This is a genomic window from Sphingobacterium sp. UBA7038 (genome assembly GCF_002494055.1).
Lineage (GTDB): Bacteria > Bacteroidota > Bacteroidia > Sphingobacteriales > Sphingobacteriaceae > Sphingobacterium > Sphingobacterium multivorum.
Genome location: NZ_DLAV01000029.1, coordinates 59,492 through 86,439 on the forward strand (window position 1 = coordinate 59,492; position 26,948 = coordinate 86,439).

22 protein-coding genes are annotated in these 26,948 nt (G+C 39.1%); 8 read left to right on the forward strand and 14 right to left on the reverse strand.

Annotated features, from left to right (window positions below; all coding sequences use genetic code 11):
- Positions 1-262 precede the first annotated feature (262 nt).
- Together dnaE and trxA are read left to right on the forward strand one after the other, a co-directional pair.
- A complete protein-coding gene (gene dnaE, locus B3H30_RS18920) occupies positions 263-4,681 on the forward strand; it encodes a DNA polymerase III subunit alpha (RefSeq protein ID WP_286834784.1) in 4,419 nt (1,472 codons plus the stop codon).
- A 124-nt stretch (positions 4,682-4,805) separates the two neighbouring features.
- Positions 4,806-5,126: a thioredoxin gene (gene trxA, locus B3H30_RS18925; RefSeq protein ID WP_046671752.1), complete on the forward strand. Its 321-nt coding sequence runs from the start codon at positions 4,806-4,808 to the stop codon at positions 5,124-5,126.
- A 570-nt stretch (positions 5,127-5,696) separates the two neighbouring features.
- Here the strand turns inward: trxA and B3H30_RS18930 are convergent.
- The 9 genes from B3H30_RS18930 to B3H30_RS18970 form a co-directional block, all read right to left on the reverse strand.
- On the reverse strand, positions 5,697-6,545 hold the full coding sequence (locus B3H30_RS18930) for an IS3 family transposase (protein ID WP_286834785.1): 849 nt from the start codon (positions 6,543-6,545) through the stop codon (positions 5,697-5,699).
- A 14-nt stretch (positions 6,546-6,559) separates the two neighbouring features.
- Complete coding sequence (locus B3H30_RS18935) at positions 6,560-6,988, reverse strand: helix-turn-helix domain-containing protein (protein WP_259655432.1); 429 nt, start codon at positions 6,986-6,988, stop codon at positions 6,560-6,562.
- A 104-nt stretch (positions 6,989-7,092) separates the two neighbouring features.
- Entirely contained in the window at positions 7,093-7,536 is a 444-nt protein-coding gene (rplI, locus tag B3H30_RS18940; protein ID WP_046671751.1) for a 50S ribosomal protein L9, read from the reverse strand.
- A 15-nt stretch (positions 7,537-7,551) separates the two neighbouring features.
- Positions 7,552-7,815 (reverse strand): 30S ribosomal protein S18, encoded by a 264-nt coding sequence (gene rpsR, locus B3H30_RS18945; protein ID WP_028071347.1) that lies wholly within the window; start codon positions 7,813-7,815, stop codon positions 7,552-7,554.
- Entirely contained in the window at positions 7,815-8,183 is a 369-nt protein-coding gene (rpsF, locus tag B3H30_RS18950) for a 30S ribosomal protein S6 (RefSeq protein ID WP_046671750.1), read from the reverse strand. Before rpsF ends, rpsR begins: the two co-directional genes overlap by 1 nt.
- Positions 8,184-8,331: 148 nt before the next feature.
- Positions 8,332-9,210: a 4-hydroxy-tetrahydrodipicolinate synthase gene (gene dapA, locus B3H30_RS18955; protein ID WP_046671749.1), complete on the reverse strand. Its 879-nt coding sequence runs from the start codon at positions 9,208-9,210 to the stop codon at positions 8,332-8,334.
- Positions 9,211-9,246: 36 nt separating this feature from the next.
- The gene (gene ligA / locus B3H30_RS18960; protein ID WP_286834786.1) at positions 9,247-11,271 is read right to left on the reverse strand and encodes an NAD-dependent DNA ligase LigA; all 2,025 of its coding nucleotides are present in this window, start codon (positions 11,269-11,271) and stop codon (positions 9,247-9,249) included.
- Positions 11,272-11,390: 119 nt separating this feature from the next.
- Positions 11,391-12,422 (reverse strand): glycosyltransferase family 2 protein, encoded by a 1,032-nt coding sequence (locus B3H30_RS18965; RefSeq protein ID WP_070566056.1) that lies wholly within the window; start codon positions 12,420-12,422, stop codon positions 11,391-11,393.
- Entirely contained in the window at positions 12,419-13,285 is an 867-nt protein-coding gene (locus B3H30_RS18970; RefSeq protein WP_046671746.1) for a lysophospholipid acyltransferase family protein, read from the reverse strand. Before B3H30_RS18970 ends, B3H30_RS18965 begins: the two co-directional genes overlap by 4 nt.
- Positions 13,286-13,372: 87 nt before the next feature.
- On the opposite strand from B3H30_RS18970, the gene B3H30_RS18975 reads away from it, so the two are divergent.
- A complete protein-coding gene (locus tag B3H30_RS18975) occupies positions 13,373-13,984 on the forward strand; it encodes a WbqC family protein (protein ID WP_070566052.1) in 612 nt (203 codons plus the stop codon).
- 64 nt (positions 13,985-14,048) lie between these two features.
- Positions 14,049-14,735 (forward strand): hypothetical protein, encoded by a 687-nt coding sequence (locus B3H30_RS18980; protein WP_286834787.1) that lies wholly within the window; start codon positions 14,049-14,051, stop codon positions 14,733-14,735.
- Positions 14,736-14,737: 2 nt separating this feature from the next.
- On the opposite strand, the gene B3H30_RS18985 is transcribed toward B3H30_RS18980, so the two are convergent.
- Positions 14,738-15,742, reverse strand: coding sequence for a YihY/virulence factor BrkB family protein (locus tag B3H30_RS18985; RefSeq protein ID WP_070566046.1), 1,005 nt, complete (start codon positions 15,740-15,742; stop codon positions 14,738-14,740).
- Between the two features lie 35 nt (positions 15,743-15,777).
- A complete protein-coding gene (locus B3H30_RS18990; RefSeq protein ID WP_286834788.1) occupies positions 15,778-17,544 on the reverse strand; it encodes an AMP-dependent synthetase/ligase in 1,767 nt (588 codons plus the stop codon).
- A gap of 260 nt (positions 17,545-17,804) precedes the next feature.
- Here B3H30_RS18990 and B3H30_RS18995 point away from each other — a divergent pair, with 260 nt between their 5' ends.
- A complete protein-coding gene (locus tag B3H30_RS18995; protein WP_112375613.1) occupies positions 17,805-18,305 on the forward strand; it encodes a hypothetical protein in 501 nt (166 codons plus the stop codon).
- Positions 18,306-18,363: 58 nt separating this feature from the next.
- Here B3H30_RS18995 and B3H30_RS19000 read toward each other — a convergent pair whose 3' ends face one another.
- Positions 18,364-20,109, reverse strand: coding sequence for a M61 family metallopeptidase (locus B3H30_RS19000; RefSeq protein ID WP_115046822.1), 1,746 nt, complete (start codon positions 20,107-20,109; stop codon positions 18,364-18,366).
- Between the two features lie 318 nt (positions 20,110-20,427).
- Between B3H30_RS19000 and B3H30_RS19005 the strand changes: the two genes are divergently transcribed.
- A complete protein-coding gene (locus B3H30_RS19005; protein WP_070566035.1) occupies positions 20,428-21,294 on the forward strand; it encodes an N-acetylglucosamine kinase in 867 nt (288 codons plus the stop codon).
- Between the two features lie 11 nt (positions 21,295-21,305).
- Positions 21,306-21,830 (forward strand): glutathione peroxidase, encoded by a 525-nt coding sequence (locus B3H30_RS19010; protein ID WP_286834789.1) that lies wholly within the window; start codon positions 21,306-21,308, stop codon positions 21,828-21,830.
- 162 nt (positions 21,831-21,992) lie between these two features.
- On the opposite strand, the gene B3H30_RS19015 is transcribed toward B3H30_RS19010, so the two are convergent.
- On the reverse strand, positions 21,993-23,129 hold the full coding sequence (locus B3H30_RS19015; RefSeq protein ID WP_070566031.1) for a serine hydrolase domain-containing protein: 1,137 nt from the start codon (positions 23,127-23,129) through the stop codon (positions 21,993-21,995).
- Positions 23,130-23,353: 224 nt separating this feature from the next.
- Here B3H30_RS19015 and B3H30_RS19020 point away from each other — a divergent pair, with 224 nt between their 5' ends.
- The gene (locus B3H30_RS19020; RefSeq protein ID WP_115046824.1) at positions 23,354-25,870 is read left to right on the forward strand and encodes a TonB-dependent receptor; all 2,517 of its coding nucleotides are present in this window, start codon (positions 23,354-23,356) and stop codon (positions 25,868-25,870) included.
- Between the two features lie 80 nt (positions 25,871-25,950).
- On the opposite strand, the gene B3H30_RS19025 is transcribed toward B3H30_RS19020, so the two are convergent.
- Positions 25,951-26,862, reverse strand: coding sequence for a LysR family transcriptional regulator (locus B3H30_RS19025; protein ID WP_236560271.1), 912 nt, complete (start codon positions 26,860-26,862; stop codon positions 25,951-25,953).
- Positions 26,863-26,948 lie beyond the last annotated feature (86 nt).

The following is a 26,948-nucleotide window of genomic DNA, read 5'->3' on the forward strand; positions in this document are numbered from 1 at the left end:
AAAAAAAGAGGCCGGGGGCTTTACGATTTGGTTTGATATTTACTCATGGGATACACATAAAAAAAAGAAGATTGAGGAGTTTATGATGTTATTTCTTGTTGAAGCGGAACCGGTAGGCGGTATCGTGTGGCGCTAGATTTTCTTTAGTGGATTTTCGCAAAAATCTGACATAATCTTCTCTAATAATTTCGTAAATTTCAAGTTCAAAAAAATGTAAATTGTCTTGCATTTAATGTGTTGTATTAAAGAGGGTTAGAATTTTATGTATATTATTTTCGATACGGAAACGACGGGTTTGCCTAAGCGTTGGGACGCACCAATTACCGATACGGACAATTGGCCTCGCTGTATTCAATTGGCTTGGCAGATTCATGATGAGATGGGAAATTTGGTCGAACATCACGATTTCTTGATTAAGCCAGATGGATTTGATATACCCTATGACTCTGAAAAAATACACGGCATATCGACTGCATTGGTAGAAGAGCAGGGATTGCCGCTCCAGGAGGTCTTAGAGAAATTCAATGTGGCATTGAATAAAGCCAAGTTTGTGGTTGGACAAAATATTGGTTTTGATTTGAATATCATGGGCTGTGAATTTTACCGTTATGGTGTTACGTCCAATATGGCTAATATGCCTGTATTGGATACCTGTACGGAAGTAACAGCTGAACTTCTGAAAATTCCAGGCGGTCGTGGAGGACGCTTTAAACTACCCAATTTGACTGAGTTGCATTCTTATTTATTTGGAGTGCCATTTGCTGAGGCACATAATGCAACAGCCGACGTTGAAGCGACAACACGTTGTTTTCTGGAGCTTGTAAGAAGAGAGGTATTCACTGCCGAAGAACTTCAGGTCGATACGGGCTACTTTGTCGATTTTAAAACCAACAATCCGGGGCCTATACCCACTGTTGGACTGAAACATATCAACCTAAAAGCAGCTTCTGATGAAATTAGAAAAAGGTCTCAGCCAGATGAAGTCAAGGTTGTCGTTGATGCGGACGCGTTAGCAGCTTTAAAGCATGCCAAATTTGCCCATTTACATAACCACTCTCAGTTTTCGATCCTGCAGTCGACGATGTCGTACGATAAGTTAGTTTCGGCAGCGGTGAAGGATAATATGCCTGCTGTTGCATTAACGGACCACGGAAATATGATGGGGGCTTTTGAGTTTGTCTCTCGTGTTATAAGTCATAATAAAGAAGTTGAAGCGCAAAATGCGGAGGCAGTTGAGAATGGAGAGGAGCCTACTGGTCAGCTTTTAAAGCCAATTGTTGGTTGTGAATTTTTTGTTTGTGAAAACCACAAAGATAAGTCGAGGAAGGATAATGGTTATCAGATTGTGTTATTGGCGAAAAATAAACGGGGGTACCATAATTTGGCTAAACTGGCTTCTTTTGCTTATACCGCGGGCTTCTATTATGTGCCGCGGATTGATAAAGATCTTATTCTTCAATACAAGGAAGATGTTATCGCTTTGTCAGGTAACCTACAAGGCGAGGTGCCGAATAAAATACTGAATATAGGTGAGAGTCAGGCCGAAGAGGCTTTGCTGTGGTGGAAAGAACAATTTGGGGATGATTTTTACCTGGAATTAATGCGTCATGGTCAGGAAGATGAGGATCGTGTGAATCAAACCTTGCTTAAATTTTCCCGCAAATATCAGGTCAAAGTTGTTGCGACCAATAATACGTATTACGAGAAGAAAGGCGATGCACATGCGCATGATATTTTGCTCTGTGTGAAAGATGGTGAAAAGCTATCGACTCCAAAAGGTAGGGGACGTGGATTCCGTTTTGGTTTACCCAATCAGGAATATTATTTCAAATCTTCAGATGAAATGAAGGCCCTTTTTAAAGATTTGCCCGAAGCGATTCTAAATATTCAGGAGATTGTCGATAAGGTAGAGATATTTAAGTTAAACCGCGATGTCCTCTTACCTAAATTTGATATTCCTGAGGAATTTCAAGTGGAAGCCGATCTGGAAGATGGGGGAAAACGTGGTGAAAATAAATACCTGGCGCATCTTTGTTATGTGGGGGCTGAGAAGCGTTATGAGGAAATAACAGATGATATTCGCGAACGTCTTGACTTTGAGTTGGCTACCATTGAGAAAACGGGGTATCCAGGTTACTTTTTGATTGTTCAGGATTTTATTGCGGCGGCCCGGGATATGGGAGTTTCCGTGGGGCCGGGACGGGGATCTGCTGCTGGTTCGGCAGTAGCTTATTGTTTGGGAATTACCAATATCGATCCGATTAAATATGACTTGCTTTTTGAGCGTTTCTTAAATCCAGACCGTGTATCCATGCCCGATATTGATATCGATTTTGATGACGAGGGACGTGGACGTGTCATGCAATATGTAATCAATAAATATGGTGCTAGTCAGGTTGCCCAGATTATTACCTATGGTACAATGGCAGCGAAGTCATCCATCAAAGATACAGCGCGTGTATTGGACTTACCTTTGGGTGATGCCAATGAAATTGCCAAGCTGATTCCGAACCTTAAATTATCCAAGATTTTTACTTTAGATGATGCCGGTTTAAAGGAAAAGCTAAGGACTGAGGAAATTGAAGCCGTCAATAGATTGAAATCTATTGCGGATGGTGCTGGATTGGAAGCGGAAACGATCAGACAGGCCCGGGTTTTGGAGGGTTCTGTACGAAATACAGGTATCCATGCCTGTGGTGTTATTATTACACCAGACGATATTACTAATTTCGTTCCTGTTTCTTTGGCAAAAGACTCTGATCTTTATGTGACGCAGTTCGATAACCACGTTGTTGAAAGTGCCGGTTTGCTGAAAATGGACTTTTTGGGTTTAAAGACACTGACACTGATTAAAGATACGGTTGAAAATGTCAAATTAAGTCATGGTATTGTGCTGGATCCGGATCAGTTTCCGATCGACGATGAGCTTACGTATGAGCTCTTTCAGCGTGGAGAAACCATAGGGGTGTTCCAATATGAATCTCCTGGAATGCAGAAATACATGCGCGACCTTAAACCGACAGTATTTGCCGATTTGATTGCGATGAATGCACTCTATCGTCCGGGACCAATCGAATATATTCCAAGTTTTATTAAGCGTAAGCACGGTATAGACCCCATTGTTTACGATTTGGATGCTTGTGAGGAATACCTCAAGGAAACCTACGGTATTACAGTCTACCAGGAGCAGGTTATGCTCTTGTCCCAGAAGCTTGCGGGATTTTCAAAAGGTGATGCCGATGTCTTGCGTAAGGCTATGGGTAAGAAGCAAAAGGCTGTACTCGATAAGATGAAGCCGAAGTTTGTTTCGCAGGCAGAGGAGAAAGGGCATAATGCAAAAGTTCTGGAGAAGATTTGGACCGACTGGGAAGCTTTTGCGAGTTATGCATTTAATAAATCCCACTCGACCTGTTATGCTTGGGTTGCTTATCAGACCGCTTATTTAAAAGCGCATTTTCCTGCGGAATACATGGCTGCGGTACTTTCCAATAACATGAATGATATCAAGCAGGTGACATTCTTTATGGAGGAATGTAAACGAATGGGCTTGCAGGTATTGGGGCCAGATGTGAATGAATCCTATTATAAGTTTACGGTAAATGAATCTGGAGCTATTCGTTTTGGAATAGGTGCGGTGAAAGGCGTTGGGGCAGGAGCGGTAGACGCTATCGTGCAAACACGGCAATCAGGATTGTATAAATCTGTTTTTGATATGGCTAAACGAATCGATCTTCGTGCGGTAAACAAGAAAGCTTTTGAGAGTCTGGCTTATGCTGGAGGCTTTGATAGTTTTGAGAATACGCACCGTGCACAATATTTTCATTCGGATGAAAATTCAACAGGAATGGAAAAGGCGATCCGATTTGGCCAGCGCTTTAAAGAAAATGAAAGTTCGGCCCAGGCGAGCTTGTTTGGTGTAGGAGGGGCTGCAGAATTGCCTGAGCCGGTTTTGGCGCCATGTCCGCAATGGGGATTGATTGAAAAGCTTAAATATGAAAAAGATGTTATCGGTATTTATCTGACCAGCCACCCCTTGGATACCTACCGGTTTGAAATTGAACATTTTTGTCAGAATTCCGTTTCAGATTTGGCATTAATCAATAAGGTAAAGGCAGCAGAGGTCGATGAAGAGACTTTGCTGGAGTTTAATCGGATCAAGAACAAAGAATTGGTGATTGGTGGTATTATCGCATCGGCAAACCATCGATTGACGAAGACGGGTAAGCCTTTTGCGTCATTTATCATCGAGGATTATAGTGATTCTTATGATATGGCAGTTTTCGGCGAAGAATACGTTAAGTTGAAGGGATATTTGCAAGAGGGATATTTTGTGCAATTGCGGGGTTTGGTACAGGAGCGTTTCAGACAGGTTGGAAATTGGGGCTTTGAGCTGCGCAGTGTGCAGTTGCTTTCGGATCTTCGTGAGAAGATGGCGAAGAGTTTTACGATCAATATTCCTTTACCTAAGTTGAACGAAGCATTTCTTGATGGTATCAAGGATATACTGGCGCAAAATGAGATCGAGGGAGTTGTGCCAAATTGTCAATTAAAGTTTAAAATCTGGGATCCCCAAGATGAAATATCTGTCGAAATGCCAGCTAAAAGTCTGAAAATAAACCTAACAAATGAATTTTTGGACTGTATAGATAAGTTTGAAGGGATAAATTACCGATTGAATTAGTTTGGATTAGAATTTGTGTAATTAAGATTACAAATACATTGGTAGTAGTTACTATCTTTGTTTATTGATTTTAGCAATTAAATAGTATTATAGATATAACTTCGGTTTATAAAATTAAAAGATTATGGCATTAGAAATTACAGATAGCAACTTTGAAGAAGTTGTCTTAAAAGCAGACAAACCAGTATTAATCGATTTTTGGGCAGAGTGGTGTGGTCCTTGCCGTATGGTAGGTCCTGTGGTTGAAGAATTGGCTAAGGATTATGAAGGTAAAGCTGTTGTAGGAAAAGTGAATGTAGATGAAAATCCAGAGATTTCTGTTCGTTATGGCATTCGTAATATTCCAGCTTTATTGTTCTTTAAAAATGGAGAAATCGTTGATAAACAAATTGGAGCTGTTCCAAAATCAGTATTGAACGAGAAATTGGAAAAACAATTAGCATAATTTAGCTGAAAAATAAAAAAAAAGCCTGAAATATTATATTTCAGGCTTTTTTTTTGCTGTTAAATTTTATCTATTTGAATTTTATTTATTGTTTTTTCTGATTTTTATCTTGATTTTTATTCTTTTTATGTTGTTTTTATGTTTTCGTTTATGTTTTTACGTTTTTTTTTCTGTGTTTGTTTAAACATTTGTGGTTTTATTGTAGTTTTTAGTGACTTATTGTCCTCTTTTTATGTTTATATTTTTGGAAGTTTAAAATTATTTATGATTTTTTGATAAAAAATTCAATTTAATTTGTAAAAATGAATATTTTTTCCTTCTTTTGAGTATTGAAATTGAGTTTCGAAAAGGATTTGTTTCGGTTTAACTGGTTTCGATGTTATTTTTTTGACTCGGTGGTTTTGGAGTTGTTTTTTTAAAAAAAATAGAGATTGATAAAGATTTTCCCTTTCAAATACCCTAGATTATGCCTCGCGTTGCTCTCCGTAACGCGAGTTTTTTTTGGGGGTAAAGTAGGGTGACTAGTCCTGAAAAATCGATACAGGTTTTCAGTGATTAAAAATAAATAATTTAAACAGTAGTAGCCGATAGGTTGCTACTGTTTTTTGTTTTATAAGTTCTGAAGTTCATGTTTGATTTCATGTGCATCTGATTTGGAGTTAACATATGATTAGACCAATGTGGTCTGTCATTATTATAGATATCGATTGCTTCAGCTACGATCTGCTTCATCAAATGTAGATCTAAATGATAGGTATCAATCATGAACTCTTGTTTGAGTATACCATTGATTCGTTCAGCGATGGCATTTTCATAAGGATCAGAGTTTTCTGTCATACTGCACCTGAGCTGATATTTGTTTAGGTAATATTGGTATTCTTCTGCACAATATTGTACCCCTCTGTCGGAATGATGGATTAACGGCTCGTTTGTTTTTCTTTGTTTTTGTGCCATTTTTAGTGCTTTTACAACATGCGGTGTGCACATGGTCCGCGAGACCTCAAAGCCAACAATTTTTTTCGAATAGGCATCTGTAACCAAACTCAGGTAACAGGGGCTTTCTCGCTTCCCTATGTAAGTGATATCACTTACCCAAACCTGATTGGGACGGCAAACAGTCACTTCTTTAATAATATTCGGATATTTTCTAAATCTATGATGTGACATAGTGGTCGTATGATAGCTTCTTTTAGGTGTAATTAACAAATGGTTGGCGCGTAAAATATCAAAGAATTTGTCTCTGCCCACTTTTAATGCCTGTAGCTCCCTTGCCAATATATGGTAAAGTTTCCGTGTGCCTATTCTTGGCTGGGTACTGCGTATTTCATGAACTAAGTCCACAATTTTCCCGGCTATACCCTGGCTCCTCACTATACGTTTGATCCTTCGATAATACACCTGCCTGTCTAACCCGAACAATCCACAAGTAAAACTTAGGCTTTCTTGTTTTTCTTGCCGGAAACGATTGATTGCGCGGGTTTCAAGTTTTTTCTTACGTCGATTTTATATTCTTTTTCTGCAATATCGATCATCATGTCAAAGATGATCGCTTTGGAATCAGCGATGTGATTCTGATGCTCAAGTTGAGCCTTTTGCTTCTCCAGCAGTCTGACTTTGGCTTCCAGTTCTAAAATGCGCTGTTCTGGTGACTTTGCCATATTGGATGGTATTTGATTCTCCCAATCAAAGTTACCATATTTTTTTAACCAATTGCGAATAGTGCTATCTCCCTGGATGCCATACTGTTTTTGTGCTTGGGAGAGTGTCAATTTCCCCGATTCAATCTCTTTAACGACATTCAGCTTCAATGTTAAAGTGTAATCACGCTGAGTCCGCTTTACATAATTTGTTCCTTTTTCCATAACGATTCTTTTTGTGTATCGATATTTCAGGACGAGACAGGGGTAAAACAAAAGCGGCTATCCGAAAGGATAGCCGCTTTATATTATTGACTAAATAAACTGAATTATTCAGCAATTACTTCGAAAGGAACTTGAACTTTCACTTCTTTGTGTAAGTTTAAGTTAGCGATGTATTCACCTAATTCTTTAGGTTCAACTTCGAAAGTGATACGACGACGATCTACATCAAAACCTTTTGCTTTCAACGCATCAGCAATTTGGATGCTGTTTACTTTACCAAAGATTTTACCAGATTCACCTGCTTTAGCACCAATTGAAAGTTTGATAGCTTCCAATTTACCTGCTAATTCAGTAGCGTCTTTTTTGATTTTTTCTTGTTTGAACTGAGCTTGTTTGATGTTCTCAGCTAAAACTTTCTTTGCAGATTCAGTCGCTTGGATAGCAAATCCTTGCGGGATTAAGTAGTTACGACCGAAACCTGGTTTTACATTAACGATATCGTTTTGCTCACCTAAGCCTTTGATATCTTGTTTTAAAATTACTTCCATTCTCTATCGTCCTCCTTATTTAATTGCATCAGCTAAGTAAGGTAATAAGCCGATGTGACGAGCACGTTTAACAGCTTGAGCTACTTTACGTTGAAATTTCAAAGATGTACCAGTTAAACGACGAGGTAAGATTTTACCTTGATCATTTACAAATTTCATCAAGAAGTTAGCATCTTTATAATCGATATATTTGATACCATTCTTTTTGAAACGACAGTATTTTTTACGGTTGTCCTCTACTTTAGGAGCAGTTACGTATTGGATATTTTCGTTAGCCATTAGTTTGCGCCCTCCTCAGTTTTAGTTTCAGCTTTTTTGTTGAATGCACCGCTACGTTTTTTCTCGTTGTATGCTTTAGCATGTTTGTCTAAGCTTACAGTCAAGAAACGCATAATGCGCTCATCACGTTTGTATTCAACCTCTAATTTATTGATTAATTCACCTGGAGCCTTGAATTCAGTTAAGTGATAAAATCCAGTAGTTTTTTTCTGGATTGGATACGCTAATTTTTTCAAACCCCAATTGTCTTCAGCGACAATCTCGGCTCCGCCTTCTGTTAAGATGTTTTTGAATTTTGCGATTACTTCTTTCGCAGCATCATCAGAAAGCAACGGGGTAAGAACGATTACAGATTCGTACTGTTGCATTTTGTTAATTAATTTTGTTATTTAAAATTCCACTTTTGTGGAAGTGCAAAGGTAGTTATTATATTGTTATGTTGCAATGCTTTGAAATAAAAAAGTTTAGACCCTTTCCTGTAATCTAAACTTTTTCTCAAACGAGTTCGACTATATCTTAGTTCAATTTCTTTAATTCTTCTTTGATAGCTGCCTGGATTTTTTCGCTAACAGGCACTAAAGGAAGCCTTAATTGATCTTTTCCAATCCCCAATTCCTGCAGAATGTATTTTACACCAGCTGGGTTTCCTTCAATAAAACATAGATCTGTGATGTTAAGAAGTTCATTGTGGATTGATCTAGCTTCGGCATAATTGCCTTCAGCACATAACTTCGCTAATGTGGCTACCTTTTTCGGTAACGCATTTCCGATCACTGAAATGATACCAGCAGCGCCAAGCGACATCATCGGCAAGGTAACCGGATCGTCTCCGGAAATCAATAGAAATTCTGCTGGTTTATCCCGTAGAATTTCGCTGAATTGTGCAAAATTACCGGAAGCTTCTTTGATGGCTACGATATTCGAAAAATCATTGGCCAGTCGTAATGTTGTCTGTGCTGTTATATTGCTACCCGTACGTCCAGGTACATTGTATAAAATAACCGGAAGTGGAGAGGCGCTTGCAACAGCCTTATAATGCTGGTAAATGCCTTCTTGTGTTGGTTTGTTGTAGTAAGGAGATACCGATAGAATTGCGCAAAAACCTGTTGGATCAAAGTTTTTAATTTGCTCCACAATTTCGGCTGTATTATTTCCACCAATTCCAGCAACCAAGGGTAGTCTACCGTTCACGCGCTTGACAGTAAAATCCCAGATGCGCTTTCGTTCATCATTGGTTAAAGTGGCAACTTCTCCAGTTGTACCTAAAGAAACCAAATAATCCATACCTTCGTTGATTTGCAAGTCAATTAGCTGACCTAATGCTTCGAAATCAACAGATTCATCTGAGTTAAAAGGAGTGACTAATGCTACTCCTGCGCCGTGAAGCTCGTTCATCTTGTTTTTGTATTTATATAAATTTAATTAAAAAACTTACTTGGGATTAATGAGTTCAAATAGTTCTTGATCATTAATCATCGGGATACCCAATTTTTCAGCCTTCGCTAGTTTGGACGGTCCCATTTTATCTCCTGCCACGAGATAGCTTAGTTTGGCAGAAATGGAAGATAACATCTTTCCGCCATTGCTTTCAATTACAGCTGCCAGCTCTTCACGTGAATGTTCTGCAAATACACCGGAAATCAGAAAAGTTTTCCCTTCAAGTGAATTGCTCGCCAGGATAATCTCCTTTTCCTCAATTTCGAAATTTAAGCCATAATTCCGCAGTGCAACAATCTGTTGTTGATGAATTGGATTGTCTAAGTATTCTTTGACGCTCTCCGCGATACGGCGTCCAATATCTTGTACTCCTTCGATTTCTTCTGTTGAGGCTTGGGCTAGCGCATCAATATTTTTGAAATGCTGCGCCAATTTTTTTGCAATTGTCTCGCCGACATGACGTATTCCAAGCGAAAACAAAACTTTTTCAAAGGGTTTTTCTTTGGATTTTTCAATGCCATTGAGCATGTTATCGATTGATTTTTGACCGAAACGTTCCAGTTGTTGTAGGTCATCTTGATGGTCTTTCAGGCCATAGATGTCAACGATGTTGTGTAGCAAACCTTTCTTGAAGAAAGTATCCACGGTCTCATCTCCCATTCCTTCGATATCCATCATTTTTCGTCCGATAAAATGTTGCATTTTGCCAACAATTTGCGGCGGACATCCAGTTTCATTCGGGCAGTAGTGTACTGCTTCCCCTTCTTGCCGTATAAGTACTGTGCCACATTCCGGACAGGAAGTCGGGTAGACAAAACTTGTCGATCCCGATAACCTTTTGTCGAGGTTTACCCCAATTATTTTAGGGATAATTTCGCCCCCTTTTTCCACAAAAACAGTGTCATCTTCGTGTAGGTCGAGACGTGCGATTTCATTTGCATTGTGTAAGGAAGCGCGTTTTACGGTTGTGCCTGCCAGCTGTACAGGTTGAAGATTGGCAACAGGTGTAACAGCGCCGGTACGTCCAACTTGATAACTAATCGAGTTAAGAATGGTTTCTACACGCTCGGCTTTGAATTTATAGGATATTGCCCAACGTGGATTTTTGGCCGTAAAGCCAAGCTCTTCCTGTTGTGCGTAATCATTTACTTTAATAACGATTCCATCAATTTCATATCCTAGGTTGTGACGTTCGACATCCCAATAGTCAATAAATGCAAAAACATCGGTTGATGTGCTGCATTTTCTGCTATGCTCGCTGACGTGGAATCCCCAGTCTTTGACATGGTTTAAGCTATTCCAATGATCGTGAAATAGATTTGTTCTGTTGTCGCAGTACAAAAAGTAAAGGAAACAGTCCAATGGGCGCTTGGCAACTTCAGCAGAATCTTGGAGTTTGATGGTTCCAGAAGCGAAATTTCTTGGGTTGGCATAGGTTTGCTCCTCATTATCGGCTCGTTCCTTATTCAGGCGGAGAAAAGCTGATTTATGCATAAATATTTCACCTCGTATTTCGAATTGATCTGGATAATCTCCTTCTTTGAGTTTGATCGGGATAGAACGAATCGTTTTAACGTTGTTGGTGACAACATCGCCTTGTGTACCATCCCCGCGTGTAACGGCTTTACTTAGTAAGCCATTTTCATAAGTCAAGCTGATGGATAAACCGTCAAATTTTAATTCACAAACATACTCGAACTGATCGCCGATGATTTTGCGGATCCGCTGGTCGAAGTCAAGTAATTCCTCCTGATTGTATGTGTTGCCCAATGAAAGCATTGGCCAGCGGTGTTTTTCCGTTTGAAATCGGGAGGTAATGTCTCCACCAATACGCTGTGTAGGGGAGTTGGGGTCGGCAAAGTTGGGATATTGAGCTTCCAGCGCTTCGAGTTCCTTTAATTTGAGGTCGAAGTCGTAGTCCGAAATAACACTGTTCGCCAATACATAGTATTGATAGTTATAATGGTTGAGCTCTGCCGTTAAGTCTTTTATCTTTTTTTCAATATCCATCACCAACATTTTGCAAAATTACAAATAAAAAGTACGTTTAAATAAAATAAATAAAGAATCTTGTTGTAATGACTGCTTTATTTTTAAAATGCGGTTTTCTGCATTTTGTGTTTTGGGAAAATAATATGCTATTTAAAATCCTCTGGATTTAGCTGTGAAAATTTATGTTTGTTATTTGTGTAAAAATCAATGATAATTGATTTTCTGTAATGCCCTTTTGTATTTTCTTTCGCCTTGTATTTTTTTCGTTTTTTAGCATTTTTGAAAATATTCAAGAAGAAATACTGATGCGCACGACTGATTGCCCAAGCATCCTTAGGTTTTCTGTCGATCAGAAACTTAGCAAGGGCAGCAAAGTCAAACCAAAGCCTGATGAAAATAATCCATATGGCTTTGCCTAACGGAAGGTTTTTTTGCAGCATGACCATATTATTCCTAAAATTGAGGTAAGTCTTTTTGGGATTACTTGCATTGAGGGTTCCTCCACCAACATGATAAACAACAGATTTAGGGCAATAACCTATGCCGTAGCCCATTTTCTTTAATCGCCAACACAGGTCGATTTCCTCCATATGAGCAAAGAAATCTTCATCAAGGCCATCTGCTTCCTTCCAGGCTTTTGAGCGAATAAAAAGCGCAGCTCCAGATGCCCAAAAGATCTCAGATTCCTTATCGTACTGTCCCGCATCATCTTCTACTTCATGTAGGATTCTCCCTTTACAGAAAGGAAAGCCAAAGTAATCCAGATAGCCACCGGCGGCTCCGGCATGTTCAAACTTCTGCTTGTCATGAAATGAACGTATTTTGGGCTGTGCTGCTGCCAGGGAAGGGTTTCTTTCCAAGTATTCAATCACGGGTTCAATCCAGTTTTGGCTCACTTCGACATCCGAATTCAGGAGTACATAGTAATCAGCGTCTACACGCTGCAGTATTTTGTTATAACCTCCTGCGAAGCCATAGTTTTTATCATTTTCAAGTATAGTAATCGTCGGATAGTACTGTTTCACAAATGAAATTGAATCATCATCGGAGGCATTGTCTCCAATGACAAATTCGACATTCGGATACGAACTGTTATATACGGATGGCAAAAATTTTTCCAGGAAAAATCGACCATTCCAATTGAGGATAACGACAGCTACTTTGGGTAATTTACTCATTTTCTACGTTTTCTTTTCCAGCGATTATGTGACCATAACCAATATTCTGGGTTTTCACGAATAAGCTGTTCAGCAAATTGATTGTGTATATCGGTAATTTCATGCTCGCCAAAGCCACTTGGATCTTCGATTAAAGTAACGAATTTACAGAAATACTGCCCTCTTTTGGGCTTTCTTCCGATATAACAATAGACCACAGGTGCTTTACTTATTCTAGAAAGTCTTTCGGCTCCTGTATAGACCAATGTTTCCTGATTTAGCCAATTAATAAAATAATCGGAATCCGAATACAGCGGTGTTTGATCCGCAACGAGTATACTGATATTGGGCTGGCCCTTCAACTTGACGATATGACGGAGTATTTGTTTCATTGGTACCATTTCGGCGCCAAACCGTCCCCGCATGTCATTGTACACCGTGTCAATGTCTTTGTTGTTGAGTGGTTTGTATACTATCAGTGTAGGGAAGTTTGTGATTAAACTCAAACGGTGAATACCAAGCTCCCAATTGGCATAATGTGAAGTCACCCCGATTACGTTTTTGCCTGCCTCGAGGTGTCTCGTCAATTCTTCTACATCTTCCAAAGTCATCTTTTTCTTGACTTCCTCAGCCGTAATCGTTTTCAATTTGATCGATTCGACAAGGAGATCCGGGAAAAAACGGTAAAACTTTTTGGCAATAACCAGGCGTTCTTTATCCGTTTTTTCTGGAAAAGCATTCTTTAAGTTTTGAAATACAATATTCTTCCTATATCCAATCATATAGTATAGTATGTAATAAAGCCCATCGGAGATCAAATATAGAAACCAATAGGGGAGAAGAGAGATGATATAGATTAATGCGTTTAACGCTTTTTGTTTCATGCTATAGCTAAAATTCCCAGTGTTCTTTACAAATATCCTTAATTTAAGTTATTTTTGCGTCACTTATAACAAAAATCATCAGTTTTTATGGAATCGCAGTTATTACTTCCGGCATGTTATCTTCCACCAATATCTTATTTTCATACAATACAAGAGCATAATCTTCCTTTGTTCATCGAGAAATACGAGCATTTTCAAAAGCAGAGCTATCGTACGCGGGCACGCATTGCTTCAGCAAATGGTGTGCAGGATTTGATCGTACCCATTCAACATGGCAATAAAGAACGAGTTCCCATGAAAGATATTCGTATAAGTTATGAATTTAACTGGCAACGTTTACACTGGTTAAGTATACAGACCGCTTACCGGAGTTCTGCATATTTTGAGTATTATGAGGATGATTTTATACGGTTTTACGAAGGTAAATATGACTATCTCGTCGATTTTAATGTGGCCCAGCTGGAGCTTATTCTAAAATCAATCAAACTTAAACGAACCATAGGGTTTACAGAAGCGTATGTGGCCGAGCCGTTAGAAGCGATCGATTTCCGCAACCTTATACATCCCAAAAAAGAAAGCATATGGCCTGATCCAAAAGAATATTATCAGGTTTTCTCTGATAAAAATGGATTTTACCCAGATTTGAGTATTATCGATTTGTTGTTCAACCAAGGGCCGCAATCAAAAAGTTATCTATAGTCGGACGACTTTTTTGAACAAAATGCGTTTAATATTGTTGTTATTCAATATTGAACGCATTTAAATGAAACAATTCTTTTTTACTTTTCTCCTTCTTTCTTTGTGTTGGAGCTCTATACGGGCTCAGGGCGGCGTTGATACGATACATTATCGAAAAGTTTACTATTGGGGTACAACCGGAATGGGTTTTCCGATCGGGAAAACCAAAGATATACTTTCGCCAAAGTTTTCGGGTAGTATTGGTTTAGATATATCCCTGAAAAATTCTATGTTTTTTGTATCCCCCACGCTTTATACACTTTCATTTAAGTACAAACAACCCTTAATTGATCCCGATTTCGAATACCGCATAGAAGATGCCAATACGAATTTCTATACTTTTTCATTCTCGGGCGGGATTAGGAAACAGATGCGTAGACTGAATATCTACGGTTTTGCTGGGCCTGGCGTTGGTCTGGCGAGTGAGCCGAGAGCGCGTGTGCTGGCAGATCAAAAGCTCGTCAAGATGGAGAATAAAAATCATCTGAATTTTTCCAGTAAATTGGGGGCTGGCGCAGATTACAAATTTAATGGCTTCTTTTTAGGGCTCGAGCTTGGTTATCTCCATAATTTTAGGAAGATACAGGGTAGGCCTGTTAATATTTTTACCGTCATGATCGGGTTAAAATCCGATATCACGCAGATTGGAGACAAAGTCATTGACGTCATCGGTATAGACGGTTCCATCAGTGGTAAAAAAGACAAAAAATAAATTTATTGTTTTAAGACCTGAATGGTGTCTCCAACATGTGCTTCGGCGTCGCTTCCTGTTTTTTTAACTTTTTCCGTCTGTTCAACCGCTACCGCAAATGTGGAAGGCACAATGCCCGCGCCAAATTTAATGGCATAAAACTTGGTGAATTCTGCCCCAAAATACAATATCGCAGCCGAATAGTAGATCCATAATAACATGACAATTATCGATCCTGCGGCTCCATAAAAGCTGGCTGTGGAAGAGAGATTCAGATAGATTGAAATGCCGTACCGGCCTAACATGAAAAGTAAACCTGTAAAAATGGCTCCCCCGAGCATGTCTCTGAATTTTACTTTGGCATCGGGAAGGAAAGAAAAGATAAAGCCAAATAAAATGACAATGACCGAGAAAGTGATGCCTGTATTTACCCACGAGATAAGCGCAATGGGAATAAAGGGAAAATAGGTCATAACTAAATTGGTCACGGCAACGATAACTCCATTGATCATGAGTGAAGCAATTAGTAAAAAGCCCAAGGCGATCACGATGGAAAAAGAAATTAATCTATTGATGATTAATTTTAACCAGCCTTTTTTGGGTTTCGGTTTTACTTTCCAGATATTGTTTATGGAGTCTTGTATATCAACGAATAAGGTCGTAGAGGAGAGAATCAATGTAACAATACCTATCGTGATCCCCATATTGGATTTATTCTCGAAAGTTATCTTTTGAAGATAGGACTGGATCTGCGTTGTTACATCCTGTCCAAAAAGAACCATGACTTCCTCCAACACCTGATCCTGCGCCGAAGATCCACTCTGAAGATGTTCTCCGTAGAAGAAGCCGATACACCAGATCACAATCATAAGAAGTGGGCCGATGGAGAAGACGGTATAGTAAGCCAATGAAGCACTCTTCTTCATACATTTGTCATCATTGAATCCATTAAAGGCATCAACTAAGACATGCCAAATGTTTTTCCAGTAGGCGAGTGTAAATAAATCTCGTAGTGTAACGTGCTTCATAATAAGATGATCAGCCCCAATAATCGTGCAAATTGCTATTCTTGGTTTTGTTCCTGATACAATTTGTCGATTACAGCTTCGTTCTCTTTTAAAATAATTTTTCGTTTTAAACTCAATTTTGGCGTCAATTGACCGTCGTTGATTGTCCATTCCTTTGGAAGAAGAATAAATTTCTTGACAATTTCCCAATGCCCAAAGTTAGTAGATAATCGGTTAATTTCTTCCTGATATTTTTGGATTACTTCTGGATTTTTGATGATTTCTTCGTTTGAACCGCTGGTGATACCTTTTTGGCTTGCCCATTTGGACAGCACATCAAATGCAGGAACAATCAAGGCTCCAGGAAATTTTCTATTTTCTCCGAAAACCATGACTTGTCCGATTAAGGTAGATTCCATGAGTTTGTTTTCAATGGATTGGGGGGCAATATATTTACCACCTGCCGTCTTAAACATTTCCTTTTTTCGATCGGTTATTTTAAGGAAACCATCGGATGTTATTTCTCCGATGTCGCCTGTTTTGAAGAATCCATGATCGTCAAAAGCCTCTTTCGTGGCTTCTTCATTTTTATAATAGCCAGTCGTGATACTAGGACCTTTGACAAGGATTTCGCCATCTGAAGCAATTTTAACTTCTAAGTTTTTGAGGGGTTTCCCTACCGTCCCAAATTTCAATCCATTGGGTAAGTACGAGTTTACCGCAATTACGGGGGAGGTTTCAGTTAACCCATAACCTTCGAGCACTTTAAGTCCAGCAGCCCAGAATACACGCGCTAAACGTTCTTGAAGGGCAGCGCCACCTGACACGATAATTTTAATATTTCCGCCAAGAGCTTCTTGCCATTTGGAAAATATGAGTTTTCTAGCAATCGCAAGTTTGAGATTGTAAAGCGGTCCATTTCGTTCAGGTTCTTGAAATTTCAGGCCGAGATCAACAGCCCAGAAGAAAATTTTCTTTTTTAATCCCGTTAAGGCTTTCCCTTTTTCAATAATCTTATCGTATACTTTTTCCAGTACACGCGGTACTGTGGTGAAGACATCCGGTTTGACATCGTTGATATCGGCAACGACCTTGTCTAAGGTTTCCGAAAAATAAATCTGAATTCCTTTCGAATAGTACATATATACTACCATGCGTTCAAAGATATGGCATAGCGGAAGAAAGCTTAGCGCCGTTTTGAAATCTGATCGGATGAGATGATTGCAGGCCAAGACGTTGCTGTATACATTTTTATGGGACAAGTATACGCCTTTAGGGCGTCCTGTGGTACCTGAAGTGTAAATTAAGGTTAGCAGATCATCTTCTGTGACTGCATCACGAAGCGGAGCTAGATCAGTTGAGTCATCTTTTGCTGTTTCGATGAATGTTTTTAGCTGGGTATAATTTTCAATGGCATCAAAAGTATACAGTTGTGGGTGTATACCGTGCTCCCTGATCGCTTGTTCAATACGGTTTGTCAATTCGCTGTTGCTGACAAAGAGTACATTGACATCCGAGTCATTCACGATAAATGAAAGATCCTGTGCAGATAATGTGGGATAGAGGGGAACAGTTGCGAGACCGATTTGATTGCAGGCAAAATCAACTAAATTCCATTCGGGACGGTTGCCGGACATGATTCCGACCCGATCACCTTTTTTGAGGCCTAGTTTAAGTAACGCCCTGCTTAAGGTGTCAATCGCGTCGGTGTACTCTTTGGTAGAATACGTTTTCCACTGGCCGTTTCCATCTCGACCTGCCACCATGATGTCCTTTGCGTATTTTTCTTTATATAAGGTTATAAAGTCAAAAATTCTGCCCATATCACTTGAGTTTATTTGGTTACTACTACATGCTGTATTGATCTAAATATACAGAAATAAAGTTGGATAATTCGGGATTATTGTCATAACAAATTAAACATTGTTTCGTTATAGCTGTAGTGGATATTTACCCTATTGAAAAGGTCCTTCATAGGGGAAGTTCTGGTAAATAGTTTTTATGTGCACTGCAATATATTGCATATAAAAAGCAATTTATCTATGTTTGAAAAAAATGTAAAGCAAAAAAGCGTACGATTTTTATGAGAAAAATATTTTTGGCTGTCGGTGGAATACTGATGTTTGGAGCATTATCCAATAGAGCTATGGCTCAGTTGGACAATAAGGGTGCTATTGGTGGACGTTTTGGGTCTGCTCAGGGAATTACATATCGTCATACGCTTAACTCGGACCATGCATTGGAGGCTATCATGAGCATTCAGAGCAATTCTGATTTCCGCCGTTTCCGCGTTGTTGGTTTATATGAAATCTATAAACCATTGACTGGAGGATTCAATTGGTATTATGGTTTCGGTGGTAGCGTAGGCTCTTATAAAGAGAAAGATAAAATTATAGATGGTCAACGTCATTCGTTTGACTCACAACTCAATTTAAGTATCGACGGTATTGTTGGTATTGAATATAATATTCCCCAAGCTCCATTTCAGATCTCATTGGATGTAAAACCTTATTTCGATTTTCTAAACGAATCCAGTATCAAATTATTTGATCCGATCGGTTTTTCGGTAAGATATAAATTTTAAAAAAGAATAGCGGGAGACCCCGCTATTCTTTTTTAATTTTAATACTAGTACTTTCGTGTTATGCCATCCAGATTTTACCCAGCAATTCCTGTAAAAAGGTTTGTTCTTTGAGCGGACGGATTTCATAGATCTTTTTATTGCTCTTTCTGATCTGAACAGGGATTTCACGCACTAAACCATCTCGTGCCACCAGGAAGTTTAATGTTTCCCCCTCTTTGGCATGTTGAACAATGAAATCAATTTCCTTGTCTTTCACGTCGAGCCTGTTATTATTAATTGCAATCAGTTCGTCTTTTACATTCAATCCGGCGTCATACGCACCAGAGCCTTTTTCCACTGTTGCTACCGAAATTAACCCATCCACTTTGTTGGTCGTAATGCCGAATGTCAATGTGTTGTTATCAATATTGGTATCCACAATTTCGTAACCAACGAGATTAAAATAATCGTTATAATCCAGTTCTCCGTCCTGATGGGCAGCATTGAAAATGTCGTCTAACGACGTGCCTGCGATGCGTTCAGCAAGGCTTCTCAATTCATTTTCTTCAAATCCGCGATCAAGTTTTAGGTAGAACTCCTCATAAGCCTCACGGATAACATCATCCAATTTTAGTCGACCTTCTGTAGCAGCGATAATTTTAATATCCAACAATGCTGTCAGCATTGCCCCCTTGTTGTAATAGGAAATTCCTGAATTCATCGAATTTTCATCAGGCCTATAATATTTAATCCAGGTATCGAAACTTGAGGCTGCGGCAGACTGTATCGCATGACCCGGTCGGTTCAGTACAATATTGAAATCGTTAGCTAGCAAAGCGAGGTACTCTTTTTCATCATAAAATCCACAGCGTTTAATAATTAAATTATCATAATACGAAGTGAATCCTTCCATGATCCAGAGGCCTGTGGTATAGTTCTCGCCATCGTAATTAAACGGTCCTAATGCTTTTGGACGTAAGCGCTTGACATTCCATAAGTGAAAATATTCATGCGCAACGAGACTCAAATAGTTTTTGTAGCTTGTCTCATTTAAATACGCATTCCTCGACGCTCCCAATACTGTTGAATTGAGATGTTCTAGGCCTCCACCTCCAGATTGGTAATTGTGGGTAATAATGACATATCGCTCATTGGGGTTCGAACCCCAGATGCGGGTTTCCTCTTCGACGATACGTGTGATATCTTTCGTCAGACGGTCTTTATCATAACTACCACCTCCGACCATGGCGCATTCATGCTCGACACCGGCAGCTTGGAATTTCCAGACATCTTGGTTACCCGCTTCGATGGGCGTATCGTATAATACGTCAAAATTTGGTGCATAAAACTTATGTTCTTCAATTTGTTCGAGTCCTGTTGATATACTTGCCCAAGAATCTTTTAGTGCTATGCTGACTGTTGAAGGACTGTCTATACGGCCATCGATATGAAAGAAAGTTGCCGTAGGCACAATAAAAGCATGATCACTATCGAAAAAGTTGGTACGCACAGAAACTTCAAAACCGTATACAGCGTAGATTACTTCGATTTGATCCAAAGATTCTGTGGGTATTCGCCAGGTATTTTTTGAAATTTTCTGATAGGAAATCGTATTTCCTGTTTTGTCAAATGATCGAAATCGTTCTACATTTTTAGCATATTCACGAATTAAATAAGATCCAGGAGACCAAACTGGCATTTTTAGATCGACATAAGGCTGGTTGAGCTTTGTGATGCTCATTTTTACTTCGATGTAATGAGCTTGTGCTTCTGAAAATGATACCTCAAAATGTATTTCGGGTATGTTGAAAGGGTCACTGTCCATGAAAGATGATTTTAGTATGAGCTTACAAAATTACAAGTATCGTACGCTTAACCAAACAAAAAAAAAGATTGTTGGTTCTACAATTATGAATCAGCTGCTTCCTGTCATCANNTGATGACAGGAAGCAGCTGATAGTATCCTCCAATATACATAAATTTATTTAAGAAATGAGGTATAATTCGATGGCAAAATTGCTGCTTTGGATAAAACGACGGTTTTAATTGGGCTGGGGAGATGAAGCAAAAAATCTGTTTTTTATCAGAATTTTTGCTAAGTTTGATACAGTAGTTTATAGGGGAAAAATAATCAAGAATTTGTATGATCTTAGTTGTTGATAGCGGCTCTTCAAAGTCGGATTGGAAGTTGGAATTGCCAGATAGTGCGCCTATCTCATTCAGTACAAATGGACTTAATCCTTTTTTTGTGAATGAAAAGGAAATCACACGTGTTATTAAGGAAATACCCGAAATTATTCCCTATGCCGATGAAGTTACTGAGTTGTATTTTTTTGGTGCGGGATGCATTACGCCCGATCGTCGGGAAATGGTTTCAAATGCATTGACACCCTTATTCGAAAACGCTTACATTTCTGTTGAGAACGATCTTTTTGGTAGTGCCTTAGCGACCTGTGGTAATAAAAAAGGTTATGTAGCGACATTGGGGACGGGGTCTGATTTGAGTTTTTTTGACGGGGAGGAGCTTATGCCCTCACATAATGGAAATGGCTACGTATTAGGTGATGAGGGGTCGGGGGCATATTTTGGAAAAAACCTGGTCAGGCTTTTCCTATATGGCCGTATGCCGAAAGATCTGAACGAAAAATTTGCGAACAAATACAGAATCAATAAAGAGATTGTCATCAAAAATGTTTATCAAAAAGAACGTCCAAATGCTTTCTTAGCATCTTTTGCGCCGTTCATGTCCGATAATATTACCCATCCCTATATTATAGATCTGGTAAAGAGTGGATTCGAAGAATTTGTTCAAGCTTCGATTTTGACCTATCCAGACTATAATAAATATGCATGTCACTTTGTGGGTTCTATTGCGTATAGTTTTGATTTAATCTTGCGGGAAGTCTGTGAAGCACATCAGATACAGGTAGGGACCATTTTAAAATCTCCTATCAACGAGCTTTTTGATGCGGTATTGGAAAGAGAAAGTAATTCATTGTTAAGTCTTTAAAATAATTAAATATGATTATTGCAACTATTATGGTGTATATGTCAATGTTATTTGGCAATCCCAACTTTTATGATTTTAAGTTTACGACACTTGAAGGGCAAGAAGTGAAAATGTCCGATTTCAAGGGGAAGAAAATATTGATCGTGAATACTGCCTCAAAATGTGGTTTCACAAAACAGTACAAAGATTTGGAGGAATTGCACAAGACCTATGGCAATAAGCTCGTTATTATTGGCTTTCCGGCAAATAATTTTGCACAACAGGAACCGGGTTCAAATGCGCAGATTCAAGAGTTTTGTGAACAAAATTATGGTGTTGATTTTTTAATGGCCGAAAAGGTCGATGTAAAAGGAGATCAAATTTCACCCTTGTTTAAATATTTGACCGCTCAGGAGAACCCAGATTTTAAAGGTGATATCAAATGGAACTTTGAAAAGTTTTTGATTGATGAGAACGGCAAACTTGTCCATCGTTTTCGTTCTGCGACGAATCCGCTGGACCCTGCTATTGTAAACTGGGTGGAAAACAAGAAATAGTAAAAATAACAAAGTAAAAAAGCTGNNCAGCTTTTTTACTTTGTTATTGTCCAGTTGATCCGAAGGCTCCTGGTTTTGCCATAAACCGGGACAAGGCTCTATTTGATGGGTTTGGCTTTCGTTTATTTATTAAACTTTTGCCTATTTGATGTAAGCCGTTGCCTATTCAATGTAAGCATCGTACAGGGCGCTAATGCAGTCTTCAAGCAAAGGGTTGAAGTCATCGCTGTCGGGAATATTGCAGCCGTTTGTAATGACAATAAAGCCATATTTCTTTGCAGGGTTGAAAAATAGTGCACTATAAAGCCCGTAAGCCGAACCCGTATGGCCTGTCAAAGTAATCCCCGGTATAATTTTAGAATTATTCATCATAGCTAATCCATAGCCCGATTCCTTATTTACAGCGGTCTGCATAATCTTCGCATACTTTTTATCGATGATGTTTTTTCCCTGACTATGGCCGTAATTCATATGCATCATCATATATTTAGCTAAATCTAAGGCAGATATTTTCATTCCACCTGTCGGAGAGAGCACAGGAGTGCTATAGCCCAAGATGTACTGATTGAGTTCCTCCCGACGTGGATTATAGGCACTGGGTTCTTCATGCGGTGTACCTTTAGCATCAAAGGAATATAAAGGAACAAATCTTCTTTGGTCCAAAGAGTCGATACAATAACCACCATATAGGTTGAGCGGTTTGAGGATATGGTTAACAATATAGCTGTCGACGCGTGTATTGGTCAGTTTCTCCAGAACAGCTCCTGCCATATTAAAATTGAGATTACAATATTGGTATTGTGTGCCGGGTTCATAAAGATTGTAGGAATCTTTCCAATTGGGGTTCTTGGATGGATTGATGACATCTAGGTTGAAGTAACCGTTTTTATCATTGATACTGGAGGTATGGGAAAGGATCATCCGGACGGTGATTTTTTTGCCTGGAAAATTCGGATTTCTGATTGGGAAACCTATCAAATCCCCGAAGTCGTCGTCGAGTTTGCATCGGCCATCCGCTATTAATTGCATCAATGATGTTGCGGTGAATGACTTTGAAATCGAAGCAATCCGAAAGAGGTCATTTTCTCCGAGAGGCGTTTTGGTTTCCAAGTTTTTGTAACCATAATTTTTGTGATACTCAATTTTATTGTTTTTGACGACGACCACACTGAGCCCTACGGCATTATAGCGACGCATAATTTCTGTAAGATCATGATCAACCTGTGTGTGCTGGCCAAGCAAAACTGTGGGAACGAATAGATAAATAAAGACGGCGAGTAGGAGCTTATACTTTCTCATTGGATTGATTAGTTGGGATGTTAGTTCTGGTATAAATGTAGGAAATACTGATGAATAATAGAAATAGTTACAATGAATCCGTGCAGCATATCATAGTTGCTATACAGCTCAATCATGCTTTATTAGCGTAATAAACTATTTTTATTTAAAACTATTCTAAACAATAAAATAATATCGTATGTTTGCGCCGACAAATAATTTTTACGAACTCACAATTTATTAACATGAAAAGAACTTTTCTAGGACTTGTTTTAAGTCTAGGATTAGTAGGAGCAATTCATTTGGATGCATCGGCGCAAAGTAAGGGGATACATGGCCGTGTTAAAACCAAAGATGGTGCACCAATTGAATCGGCTACAGTAACCATAGTTTCTTTAGGTAGGTCTACTTCGACTTCAGGTGATGGAAGCTTCCATTTCTCTAATCTTCCGGATGGAACCTATACTATTCGGATCAAAAGTATCGGAAATGGAGTCGAGGAGCGTACTATAGAGGTTAAAAATGGAAAGGCGATGGCCGTGAATGTTGCTTTGAATATTTCTGAATCTCAATTGGAACAAGTGGAAGTCGTGGGCTACAACTCGCACAACAGCAAAACAGTGAATGTGGGTAAAGCAGGGATTATTGACCGGGATTTGCCGCAGAGTGTACAAATTATAAACGAACAGGTAATTGCGGATCAACAGGTTAATCGCCTGAGCGACGCGCTAAAAAATGCAAACGGTGTCGCGATGGGAGCGAACCGTGGTGGGGTCAACGAAAATTTTTACGCAAGGGGCTATAGCTTAGGCGGAAATAATATATTTAAGAATGGCGCGCGAACCAATAATGGAGGTTCGATTGAGGCGAGCACCTTAGAATCTGTCGAGATTTTAAAAGGAAGTTCTGCTTTGTTGTATGGCGGTGTATCTGGTGGGGCCGTTGTAAACCTAGTGACGAAAAAGCCTAAATTTTATTATGGAGGCGAAGCGTCAATGCGTGTAGGAAGTTATGACTTTTATAAACCAACAGTAGATGTGTATGGTCCAATCTCCAATAAGGTTGCATTCCGGGTTATCGGAACTTATGAAAAAGCGGGTAGCTTTAGGGATCAGGTCACATCAAAACGTACATATGTAAATCCTTCTGTTTTATATAAAATATCCGATAAAACTGATCTCAACTTTACATTCGATTACTTAAAAAGTGATTTTACGCCGGACTTTGGAATGGGGACCGTGGATGGTAAGTTGAATAATGAAGTTGGAAGAAACACTTTTATGAATGTGCCTTTTGCTTTCAACAGAACAAATACCTCAAACGGGCAGATCAATTTGAACCATAAGTTTAATGATTCATGGAATTTAAACGCAATAGCAAGTTACCAAACCTACGATCGTGATTACTATGGATCAGATCGGATTCAAGCGAATAAAAATGGAATTGCTCCACGGAATTTAACCCGATCCAAATCAAATGAGTTTACAGCCAATCAGCAATTGAATCTAACAGGAACTGTAAAAACAGGGGCGATCAAGCATAAGATCTTGGTGGGAGCAGATGCCGATCAGTCGCATTCAAATGCGTATGCCTATAAAATTGATGCATCTAAAAATGTGGGCGGTGTATACGATTCTATTTATGTCTTTAATCCCTCGCAAACTGCGCAGCATTTGGCTTCGGGAAATGGACTTCGGACAGATATGCCACAAGCGGATTTATTAACCAAAACAACGACGGATATCTTTCGTTATGGCGTATTTTTTCAGGACCTAATAGAAGTTACTGAACAATTTAAAGTGTTGGCTGGTATTCGCTACACGTATCAGCGTACACCTAATTCGGAAAAGTATACTTATGCGACGAATCAATCGGAAGAGATTATTAATCTAGATGGTCAAAAAAATCCGATTGGAGCAAAAGTGGATAAAGCATGGTCGCCTAAATTTGGATTGATCTATCAGCCGATCCGCTCATCAAGTGTCTATGTCACTTATGCAAATAACTTTACATCGAATTCGGGATATGATGTGAATTACCAACCGATGGCTCCCTCTATCATCGATCAGTATGAGGCCGGTGTGAAAAATGACTTTTTCAACGGTAGGTTATCCGCAAATGTTGCTTGGTATAGAATTAACAACAATCGCTTTGCCCAACAGTTATTGGTGCTTCCGAATGGAACAAGCAATAGCGATGCAAATATGAAAGAATTTTCTGGAAAGACGGCTTCAAGCGGATTGGAAGTTGATGTTACTGGAACCTTACTCCCAGGACTGAATGTAATTGCAGGTTATTCCTACAATTATATGCGTTATACCGAAACCAATCCGATTTCAAGTTATACAACCATCGTTGATGGTAAGGAGAAAGTGACTGAAATTTCTGGGAACGAAGAAAATGTACGTCTGGTAGGAACCACAGCACATACGGCTAATGGGACCGTGTTTTATACCATTCAAAATGGGACAGTTAAAGGACTGAAATTAGGTTTTTCCGCATTTTATACAGGTCGACGTAATGCAGGTTGGAATAATACTAAGATCAATGTACGCGATGGCCTCAATCGTCTGATCTCTGTTAGTCCATTTACGACCATAGATTTCTCCGCTGGTTATGCTTATAAAAACTGGAGTATTTTGGGTAAATTATCCAATATTACCAACGCGTTTAATTATTATATCCATGAAAACTATAGTGTGAATCCGATTCCACCGCGTAGTTTTATGGCAACGCTAGCGTATAAATTCGAGAAGAGGTAATATTGCTCTTCGATCCAAAAAAAAGGAGTCAGCAACATGCTGACTCCTTTTTTTATGCTGGAATTTCAATAGATGCCCCTTTAGGACGCATTGAAATCAATATACTCTTTCTGGATACAGGCTATAAATTCGCCTAATGCACTGTTTTTACTTTTTATATTAGAGACCAGGATCACTTCTGTTTTGCTATCCATATCTTCAAGCTTCATGATTTTTAGGTTTAAATGCGGGTATTGTTTGATGGTGGAATAGGGGACGACTGCCAGGCCCAACCCCTGTGCTACCAACTCAAGGATGGAAGACATCGAATTGCTCTGGTGTACAATCTTAGGTTCGAAGCCCATGCGATTACAGGTGTTAATAACAAGCCGGTGATATTCGGAGGCGTATTTCTGATTGAAAGAAATGAAACTTTCATTAAAAAAGTTGATCGCATTAAATTCCACCTGTGAAGGACCTACAATCACCATAGGGTCTTCGAAAAGAGGAGTGGTCAGCAATTCATTTGAATAAATTGGAGCGCGCATGATGCCTAGATCCAATTTTCCATTTTCCAACGCCAGCTTTTGCTTCTGTGTCGAAGTTTCAAAAAGACTAACCCTTAAGTATGGAAACTTTTGTTGAATTTGCTTCAATACTGTAGCAAGCATCTTTTTTGGTGTTGAACTGATATAGCCTAGTTTGAATTCTCCGGAGATATTGTTGTGAATCTGTTTGGTGATCGTTTTGCTGTGCTCTATGTTCTGCAGAATCTCTAACACTTCCTCCAAAAAGTATTTACCTGCTTCAGTTAGCTCGACACGTTTGTTGGTCCGGAAGAAAAGAATAACACCCAATTCGTCTTCTAGATCTTTAATCTGCCGGCTTAATGGGGGCTGGGACATAAATAAGCGTTCTGCTGCTCGGCCAAAATGAAGCTCTTCGGCTACTGTTTTGAAATAAATGAGATGTCGGATTTCCATCGATACTTTTTTGGTATGAATTGATGACAAAATAAATATTTTTAATGAATTCCAGTTAGTCCTACCTTTAAATTATTAAAAATTAATGGATGAAATGCCCGATGGACTGTAAGATA